Annotated in this window: 6 protein-coding genes; 2 read left to right on the plus strand and 4 right to left on the minus strand. The window is 41.2% G+C overall.

The genetic code is table 11. The features are described from left to right. Positions 1–176: 176 nt before the first annotated feature. Positions 177–905, minus strand: coding sequence for a hypothetical protein (locus Q4549_RS21755; protein WP_303554588.1), 729 nt, complete (start codon positions 903–905; stop codon positions 177–179). Between the two features lie 246 nt (positions 906–1,151). On the opposite strand from Q4549_RS21755, the gene Q4549_RS21760 reads away from it, so the two are divergent. Next, on the plus strand, positions 1,152–2,114 hold the full coding sequence (locus tag Q4549_RS21760; protein ID WP_303554590.1) for an integron integrase: 963 nt from the start codon (positions 1,152–1,154) through the stop codon (positions 2,112–2,114). Between the two features lie 48 nt (positions 2,115–2,162). On the opposite strand, the gene Q4549_RS21765 is transcribed toward Q4549_RS21760, so the two are convergent. Both Q4549_RS21765 and galM read right to left on the minus strand, forming a co-directional pair. Continuing rightward, positions 2,163–2,708, minus strand: a complete 546-nt coding sequence (locus Q4549_RS21765) for a lipid-binding SYLF domain-containing protein (protein WP_303516796.1) — start codon at positions 2,706–2,708, stop codon at positions 2,163–2,165. Between the two features lie 99 nt (positions 2,709–2,807). Then, positions 2,808–3,839 (minus strand): galactose-1-epimerase, encoded by a 1,032-nt coding sequence (galM, locus tag Q4549_RS21770; protein WP_303554592.1) that lies wholly within the window; start codon positions 3,837–3,839, stop codon positions 2,808–2,810. 274 nt (positions 3,840–4,113) lie between these two features. On the opposite strand from galM, the gene Q4549_RS21775 reads away from it, so the two are divergent. Continuing rightward, positions 4,114–4,461, plus strand: a complete 348-nt coding sequence (locus tag Q4549_RS21775) for a hypothetical protein (RefSeq protein ID WP_303516800.1) — start codon at positions 4,114–4,116, stop codon at positions 4,459–4,461. Between the two features lie 18 nt (positions 4,462–4,479). On the opposite strand, the gene Q4549_RS21780 is transcribed toward Q4549_RS21775, so the two are convergent. After that, positions 4,480–5,346: an ABC transporter substrate-binding protein gene (locus Q4549_RS21780; protein ID WP_303554594.1), complete on the minus strand. Its 867-nt coding sequence runs from the start codon at positions 5,344–5,346 to the stop codon at positions 4,480–4,482. Between the last annotated feature and the right edge of the window lie 451 nt (positions 5,347–5,797).

Consider the following 5,797-nt stretch of genomic DNA (forward strand, 5'->3'; position numbering starts at 1 on the left):
CGTTATTTTTTAAATTTTTACGGTGTTCAAGTAATGATTTCATAAATATCTCAGCGTAAATTAGACTGGCTTATAACGCCTCGTTAAGAGGCAAATAATATGTTGGCTAAAATAAGCGACGCAGGAGCAAAAGCCAACTGTTATTTGTCCTGCTTTAACGACTTGTTATACGTATATTACAGTGCACCTATTTCATTTAAACCTTGTTGAATTAAGCTTTTATTTAGCTTGTTATAGTGAAAGCACGGGTGTGGTGAACCAATTATAAATACTTCTTTACCGTTAATATCTAATGAACAAAATTTATAGCTTGTTGACTTAATGGGAACAACTATTTTTTTCTTTATTTCAGGGTAATAACCCCTTAAATATTTCCAAGCGGAGTGACCTTGATCAGAATTTCCATAAGCGAATATTATTTTAGGATTTGAATTATTGATTACAAAATCATTAAAGAAGCCCATCGAAGAATGAAGTAAGTCTTTTAGCTTATTAAATTTTGACGAGTTTTCGCTTAGGATATTGAATTGATTTTGTATATCACTAACGCCATTAGAAGCTAACAAAAGTCCATTTGTTAATATCATTTTTGAAGATGAAAAAATATCTGTATCAAAACAATCATTTAATACACTTGGTACTTTTATTAATTCTTTTCTTAACGGCGACTTCCCCCAGTCACCTGACATTAAATGGCTATATTTAGGTGTTCTAGCTCTTTCTCTTACCCACTCACTATTATTTTTAATTGCATCAGTCATGTTGCCGTTTGTACCTAACAAAATTAGGTTAATGTCATCTTTTTTGTGATTAAACACCTCAAATGCATTATCAAAGGGGCTTCCTAAAACTTCCGATAAGCCATATTCTTTAAGGGATTTTTCTAGGCTAGGTAATTTACTCATAAAGTGATTAATACTCTGAATTTGAAATACGTATAACAGCTTATTAAGAGGAAAAATTCCTTGTTTAAACAAGGAATTTTTCCTCTTATCACACATTAATTAGAGATTAGATTATCACTTTTTCCTCATATCATCAGCGACCTAAGACATGAACTAACAAAAAAGTCAGCACGAAAGGATGCAAGCACTTGTGGAAAAGAGGAATTGCAGCAATACTGTATATAAACACAGTTAAGATGTGCAGTTATGAGCTCTCCGTATCTATGTTTTGTTGAAGAAAAAATGCGAACTAGGCGCTTTAGAGAATCGACTATTCGTAGCTACAGCTTATGGATAAAACGTTTTATATTATTCAATCAAAAACGTCACCCCAGCGACATGCATAATCATCAGGTGGAAGCCTTTTTAACGCATTTAGCTAACGAACGAAATTTGGCACCGCAAAGCCAAGCTGTAGCCTTAAATGCATTGGTCTTTTTGTATAACGAGGTGGTAAATAATCCCTTATCTTTAACAATGGATTTTCGTCAAAGCAAGCGTCATGCAAAACTTCCTGTTGTGCTTACAAACGCTGAAGTCACCTCGCTACTTAACGCGCTATCCCCTCCTCATCTATTAATGGCTCAATTAATGTACGGCAGCGGTTTACGAAAATCTGAAATGCTTCGTTTACGTATAAAAGATATTGATTTCGACTTTTTTGGTATTGAGGTATGGGATGCTAAAGGCGGTAAACACCGCCGAGTGACTCTGGCTAAATCACTGGTTACTTTTATTCAAAAGCAAATTTCAACCGCACAACAATATTACCAAAGCGACAAGTTGAAAAAAGAATATTCCGGAGTGTATTTACCACACGCCTTAGCGAAGAAGTACCCTTCTGCTCCTTATGATTTTGCTTGGCATTATCTATTCCCTTCTCATTCTTTAAGCAAAGATCCTAATGATGGGTGTATACGCCGCCATCATCTTGATCCAACTGGTATCCAAAAAGCACTAAAAGCAGCTAGAACCAAAGCTCAACTCCTAAAACCCATAAGTTGCCATACTTTACGCCACTCTTTTGCGACTCATTTACTGCAGCGCGGAACAGACATTCGAACGATTCAAGCTCAACTAGGCCACAGCGATATTCGTACTACACAAATTTATACTCATGTACTTAATATGGGAGCCGATGGAGTAACAAGTCCTTTAGACGCCATTTAGGCACAAAAAAGCGGACTTAAAAGTCCGCTTAGTTCACTGTCGTGAAGGTTAATTGGGAGTAAAGTTAAACTTCTGCCCGCCAATACTGGCTTCGTACATTAAGCCGCCTTTAGCTAAGGTAAATACTGCGTAGCCACTCACGTAGTGGGCTTTAGATTGAGTAGTGCCTGCTGCTGCACCAGTGCCAGATGTACCCGCTTGAGCAGACGCACCAACCGTTAAAGCCACCGCACTGGCTTGCGCGCCAAATTCAAAGCTGCCACTGGTAAATTCGTCGTAAGCACGTTTGTCTTGAAGGAAGATGATTTGGCTAAATGCTTGGCCACCGAGCTGGAAACCTAAGGTGACTTGCCCCATATTCACACTACCCGTTGGCATGCCACCGAGGTAAACATTCCCCTCTCCGTATGCGCCGCCAATACCAATTCCACCTTTACCAATGGTAGGAAACACCGCATAACCATAGGCATTGTTAAAAAAGGGGGTGGTTCTATCAGATTTTTTAAACTGTTGTATTGTTGTCTGATAATCATCAGCCACCGCTTGAAAGCTTAACGCTAATACACCAATACACAGTGCCAACCATTTCTTCATAAATAAACGTCCCTAGATGTAGAGTAAGGTGCAAGCAGCATACACGATGTATATAAAAATCGGTATGCTGCGCAAAAATACTTCTAAGGGACTGTAAACTTAGGCCTTTGGTTGATATACGTGATAACGCGTTTGATAACTGTAGGTTTCGCCAGGTTCTAGCCAGCAACTTTGGTGCGGCCAATCTGGGCGATTAGGTGAATCAGGTAAGAACTGAGTTTCTAATGCTACGCCGCTATGCGCTTGATAGGTTTCTCCGTTAAACCCTGGATTACCGGTTAAGAAGTTGCCGGTGTAAAGCTGAATAGCCGGTTTGTTGGTATACACTTCCATGGCTAATGAGGCATCGTCGGCCACGATTCGCGCCACAGCCTCTCCACTCTCTATTACCGATTTTTGTAGTAAATAGCTGTGGTCATACCCGCCAACTAGTTGTTGGTCGGCGTCTTTTTTCAAATCATCGGCAATGGCTTTAGCCTGCCTAAAATCAAAGCCTGTATCACTGACCTCTTTTAAACCGTCTACCGGAATACCATCTTCTGCTACAGGCAAGTATTGGTCGGCGGCAATGTATAGTTGATGCTGCAAAATAGCAGAACTTGCGGCATTCAAGTTAAAGTAACTGTGGTCAGTTAGGTTCACTGGGCAGGCTTTATCTACTGTTGCCGAGTAGTCCAACACTAATTGATTATCTTCATCTAGGGTGTAATCTAGCTGCGCTTGCATGTTGCCCGGAAAACCACATTCGCCGTCTGGCGAGGTAATGGTAAAGCGTACTTTGTTGTCGGCCAGTTGTTCGCCCTGCCAGTCGCGGTGACTAAAATCACTGGCGCCATGCAGTTGGTGTTCACCTTGGTTAGCCTTTAAAGCAATGCCCTTGCCTTGATACTCGATATGCGCTTGTTTAATACGGTTAGCATAACGGCCAACGGTAGCGCCCAAAAATGCATTTTGTTTTAGGTAATCGTCAAAGCTGTCGCAACCTAGAACTACTTCTCGTAACTCGCCGCTGCTCATTTTAATCTTTAAGCTGGCCAAGGTTGCCCCCCAAGCCAGTAGCGTTGCTTCACTGCCTTGTTTATTTTTTAAGGTAAACGTTTGCACTTCGGGGTTGGATTTAGCGAACGACATTTACAGCTCCTAGATAAATAATAATAGGGGGTAGGTTAAGTCTTTACGCTTGGCATAAACTAAAGCCAAGGCCAGCGGGGCTTACAGAGTACTTAACCTAGATGATTACACGATAATATATTTACCAAACAAATCTACCTAAGCATAAAAAACATAATGCGCTTAACAAGAAATTTGTGAGGCTTATCGCCTTATCCTAGCCTTAAGCAAGCGGTGTTTCATCACTTACACGCCAGCGTTATACTGTGTTTGGCGCAAACCATAAGGATTAGCTTTGTCATACTCGTTGCTTCACACAGGTGTTATTGGAATAACCACATTGCTGCTCACTGCATGCTCTACTGGGTATCATGGCTCTTACGCCGAACGCAGTTTTTATCAAGGGGATGCCAGTAGCCTTAACTATATTGGGCCCGCAAGTGGCGAACACTGCCAAACTCATGCCTTATACCTTCTCCCATTAAAACAAAGCCCTTCTACTCAGCTGGCACTGCAGCAAGCTAAACAGTCACAAGCGGCCACTGTAATGCTAAGCGATGTAAGCATTAGTGATACCACTAAATGGCGAGTAGGTTATGCGATACAGTGCATTACTGTTGAGGCCGATGCTTACGGTAAATAGGCTTACATTTACCGATGATTAGTGCAGTTTTAGCCACAAAGGGCTGTGCTCGCTTGGAGTGTCTGGGTGCAGATAAGGGTTGTCGAGCTTTATCACTGTTCGTGTAAGTAGCTGCTTGGCTAAGTCATCATAATGATAGCGCGCAAACAACTCGTCAAAGCTGCCATCACTAATGGCAATCCACAATCCTTGCTCAATTCGGGCGGCTAAGTCGAGATTATTGCTATTAACAAAAAAATAGATCGGGGCGCGGTAGCTAATAGCCAAATGAGGCTCGGCAACAAAATCTTCTTTCGGGTGCTGCTTTAATTCGGCAAAGATTTCATTAATGCCACGGGGGAAATAATCAAAGCGCTGGCGCTGTAACATGCCAAATAAGCCCTCGTAACTCATGCCCTCTACCACCGAAATTTGGTTGGCTTCGAGTATCTTATTGTCAGGCCAGCCTTTACCCTGCCCCGCAGTAAAAGCCTGTAAATCTTGCAGAGTATTGATATGAGCAAAACGACCAAGATCTTCTCGCCTTATCATTAACAAGCGCTGTCCTAATAAACCTTTTAACAAAGGAATACGTATCGGTAAATAGTTGGCTTCGCGCTCCCTAGAGCTCATGGTCCACACCACGTCTATATCTTGGCTTTTAGATAATTGCTGTAAAGCGCGGTTTTGGCTCATTTTTACATTGCTACTCTCTAAGCGAAATGGGCCTAGATCTGTTTTCGTTTTACTTAAGCTTAATGAGAGTAGATCAATGAAATAAGCGTTGCGGGTATCTTTGTCACTTTGCGGGGCAACATGCTGAACCACCAGCGTATTTAGCTCAGCAGCAGTAGACGCTGAGCAAAAGGCAATAAATAGTAAAGAGGTGGCTAATAAGTGCTTCATATTAAATAAATTACTTAGTCATCAGACTTTAAGTGTACAAAATATCTACGCCCTTCAATAGCGCTCAACGCTAAAGTTCTCACAATAAATTGATCAGCCTGTAAATAATTCACACATTGTTACTATGGATAAATATCGCGGTAATTGAGCACATCGTTTAACCAACGATATAACAAAGGTTAAGAAACCAAATCCAGACTTACTGACCTCAGAATACGGTCACATTGCAGATACAAAAAGCCTCGTCATTTCTAACAAGGTTTTGAATGTGGTCGGTGATGAGCCAAGGTTAAGAGAGAACTCCCTGCTTGCTTACCTCAAAACATAGGCACAATTGAGATACAAAAAAGCCTCGTCATTTCTAACGAGGCCTAGAATGTGGTCGGTGATGAGCCAAGGTTAAAAGGGAACTCCCGACTCTTAGGTAAAGAAATTACCTAAGCCCTAGAAA

It is taken from the genome of Agarivorans sp. 2_MG-2023, assembly GCF_030548085.1.
Taxonomy (GTDB): domain Bacteria; phylum Pseudomonadota; class Gammaproteobacteria; order Enterobacterales; family Celerinatantimonadaceae; genus Agarivorans.

Coding starts and splice junctions, on each gene's coding strand:
- Q4549_RS21755 (WP_303554588.1), bottom strand. CDS start 905: ATGAGTAAATTACCTAGCCTAGAAAAATCCCTTAAAGAATATGGCTTA.
- Q4549_RS21760 (WP_303554590.1), top strand. CDS start 1,152: ATGAGCTCTCCGTATCTATGTTTTGTTGAAGAAAAAATGCGAACTAGG.
- Q4549_RS21765 (WP_303516796.1), bottom strand. CDS start 2,708: ATGAAGAAATGGTTGGCACTGTGTATTGGTGTATTAGCGTTAAGCTTT.
- galM (WP_303554592.1), bottom strand. CDS start 3,839: ATGTCGTTCGCTAAATCCAACCCCGAAGTGCAAACGTTTACCTTAAAA.
- Q4549_RS21780 (WP_303554594.1), bottom strand. CDS start 5,346: ATGAAGCACTTATTAGCCACCTCTTTACTATTTATTGCCTTTTGCTCA.